Genomic DNA, 2,965 nt, shown 5'->3' with positions numbered 1-2,965 from the left:
CATACTTGATGGTTCGCCATTGAGTTAAGAGTTAGTTAAGTGAACAAGGGCGCACGGTGGATGCCTTGGCACTAGGAGTCGAAGAAGGACGGGACAAACACCGATATGCCTCGGCGAGCAGTAAGTAAGCGTCGACCCGGGGATGTCCGAATGGGGAAACCCACGACCCGTAATGGGGTCGTATCCATGGCTGAATACATAGGTTCATGGAAGACAACTCAGGGAACTGAAACATCTCAGTACCTGAAGGAAGAGAAAGCAACCGCGATTTCCTGAGTAGCGGCGAGCGAAACGGAAACAGCCCAAACCAAGGCGCATGCGTCTTGGGGTTGTAGGACACGCCATACGGAGTGATCAAGATACACGGTAGATGAAGCAACCTGGAACGGTTCGCCAGAGACGGTAAAAGCCCGGTAATCGAAACGGTGTATCCTCCGGCGTGGATCCTGAGTACGACGGAACACGTGTTATTCCGTCGGAATCCGGGAGGACCATCTCCCAAGGCTAAATACTCCCTAGTGACCGATAGTGAACCAGTACCGTGAGGGAAAGGTGAAAAGCACCCCGGAAGGGGAGTGAAATAGAACCTGAAACCGTGTGCCTACAAGTAGTCGAAGCCCGTTAATGGGTGACGGCGTGCCTTTTGTAGAATGAACCGGCGAGTTACGAGGACGAGCAAGGTTAAAGAGCAGATCTGGAGCCGCAGCGAAAGCGAGTCTGAACAGGGCGCATCAGTTCGTCATCGTAGACCCGAAACTGTGTGATCTACCCATGTCCAGGGTGAAGGTCAGGTAACACTGACTGGAGGCCCGAACCCACGTATGTTGAAAAATGCGGGGATGAGGTGTGGGTAGCGGTGAAATGCCAATCGAACACAGAGATAGCTGGTTCTCTCCGAAATAGCTTTAGGGCTAGCCTCAACGTAGCGAGTCTTGGAGGTAGAGCACTGATTGGACTAGGGGCCCCTATCGGGTTACCGAATTCAGTCAAACTCCGAATGCCAATGACTTACCGTTGGGAGTCAGACTATGGGTGATAAGGTTCATAGTCGAAAGGGAAACAGCCCAGACCGCCAGCTAAGGTCCCTAAGTATGTGTTAAGTGGGAAAGGATGTGACGTTGCTCAGACAACCAGGATGTTAGCTTAGAAGCAGCTATCATTTAAAGAGTGCGTAATAGCTCACTGGTCGAGTGACGTTGCGCCGAAAATTTACCGGGGCTAAACACATCACCGAAGCTGCGGATTGTCCGCAGGACAATGGTAGGAGAGCGTTCTAAGGGCTTAGAAGTCAGACCGTGAGGACTGGTGGAGCGCTTAGAAGTGAGAATGCCGGTATGAGTAGCGAAAAAGAAGTGAGAATCTTCTTCACCGTAAGCCTAAGGTTTCCTGAGGAAGGCTCGTCCGCTCAGGGTAAGTCGGGACCTAAGCCGAGGCCGAAAGGCGTAGGCGATGGCCAACAGGTTGAAATTCCTGTACCACCTCCTTTCCGTTCGAACGACGGGGAGACGCAGGAGGATAAGGGAAGCGTGCCACCGGATGTGCACGCCCAAGCAGAGAGTGTGATGGATAGGCAAATCCGTCCATCGGACGCACGATCTGTGATGGGGAGGGAACATAAGTACCGAAGTCCCGGATTTCACACTGCCTAGAAAAGCCTCTAGTGAGGAAAGAGGTGCCCGTACCGCAAACCGACACAGGTAGGCGAGGAGAGTATCCTAAGGTGATCGGGAGAACTCTCGTTAAGGAACTCGGCAAAATGACCCCGTAACCTCGGGAGAAGGGGTGCTCATCTAGGCTACGGCCTAGGGAGCCGCAGTGAAAAGGCCCAAGCGACTGTTTATCAAAAACACAGGTCTCTGCGAAGCCGTAAGGCGAAGTATAGGGGCTGACACCTGCCCGGTGCTGGAAGGTTAAGGGGATGCGTTCGTCCTTCGGGACAAAGCGTTGAACCGAAGCCCCAGTAAACGGCGGCCGTAACTATAACGGTCCTAAGGTAGCGAAATTCCTTGTCGGGTAAGTTCCGACCCGCACGAAAGGTGCAACGACTTGGGCACTGTCTCAACGAGAGACCCGGTGAAATTATACTATGCGTGAAAATGCGCATTACCCGCGACAAGACGGAAAGACCCCGTGGAGCTTTACTGTAGCCTGATATTGAATGTTGGTACAGCTTGTACAGGATAGGTGGGAGCCTAAGATGCCGGAGCGCAAGCTTCGGCGGAGGCGCCGGTGGGATACCACCCTGGCTGTACGGACATTCTAACCCCGAGCCGTGATCCGGTTCGGAGACAGTGTCAGGTGGGCAGTTTGACTGGGGCGGTCGCCTCCCAAAGAGTAACGGAGGCGCCCAAAGGTTCCCTCAGAATGGTTGGAAATCATTCGCAGAGTGTAAAGGCAGAAGGGAGCTTGACTGCGAGACTTACAAGTCGAGCAGGGACGAAAGTCGGGCTTAGTGATCCGGCGGTTCCGCATGGAAGGGCCGTCGCTCAACGGATAAAAGCTACCCCGGGGATAACAGGCTTATCTCCCCCAAGAGTCCACATCGACGGGGAGGTTTGGCACCTCGATGTCGGCTCATCGCATCCTGGGGCTGTAGTCGGTCCCAAGGGTTGGGCTGTTCGCCCATTAAAGCGGTACGCGAGCTGGGTTCAGAACGTCGTGAGACAGTTCGGTCCCTATCTGTCGTGGGCGTTGGAAATTTGAGAGGAGCTGTCCTTAGTACGAGAGGACCGGGATGGACACACCGCTGGTGTACCAGTTGTTCCACCAGGAGCACTGCTGGGTAGCTACGTGTGGTCGGGATAAGTGCTGAAAGCATCTAAGCATGAAGCCCCCCTCAAGATGAGATTTCCCATTGCCTCGAGCAAGTAAGATCCCTCAGAGACGATGAGGTTGATAGGTCCGAGGTGGAAGCGTGGTGACACGTGGAGCTGACGGATACTAATCGATCGAGGACTTAACTAAC

General features: G+C 53.9%; 1 rRNA gene. It reads left to right on the top strand.

Annotated features, from left to right (window positions below):
- The first annotated feature begins 33 nt into the window (after window positions 1–33).
- A 23S ribosomal RNA gene (locus FHR85_RS14210) occupies window positions 34–2,964 on the top strand.
- Window position 2,965 lies beyond the last annotated feature (1 nt).

The sequence above is a fragment of the Alkalibacillus almallahensis genome (assembly GCF_011761495.1).
In the GTDB taxonomy this organism is placed as follows: domain Bacteria; phylum Bacillota; class Bacilli; order Bacillales; family Alkalibacillaceae; genus Alkalibacillus; species Alkalibacillus almallahensis.
The sequence above is the reverse complement of the archived record's forward strand: the minus strand, read 5'-3'. Positions and strand labels throughout refer to the sequence as shown.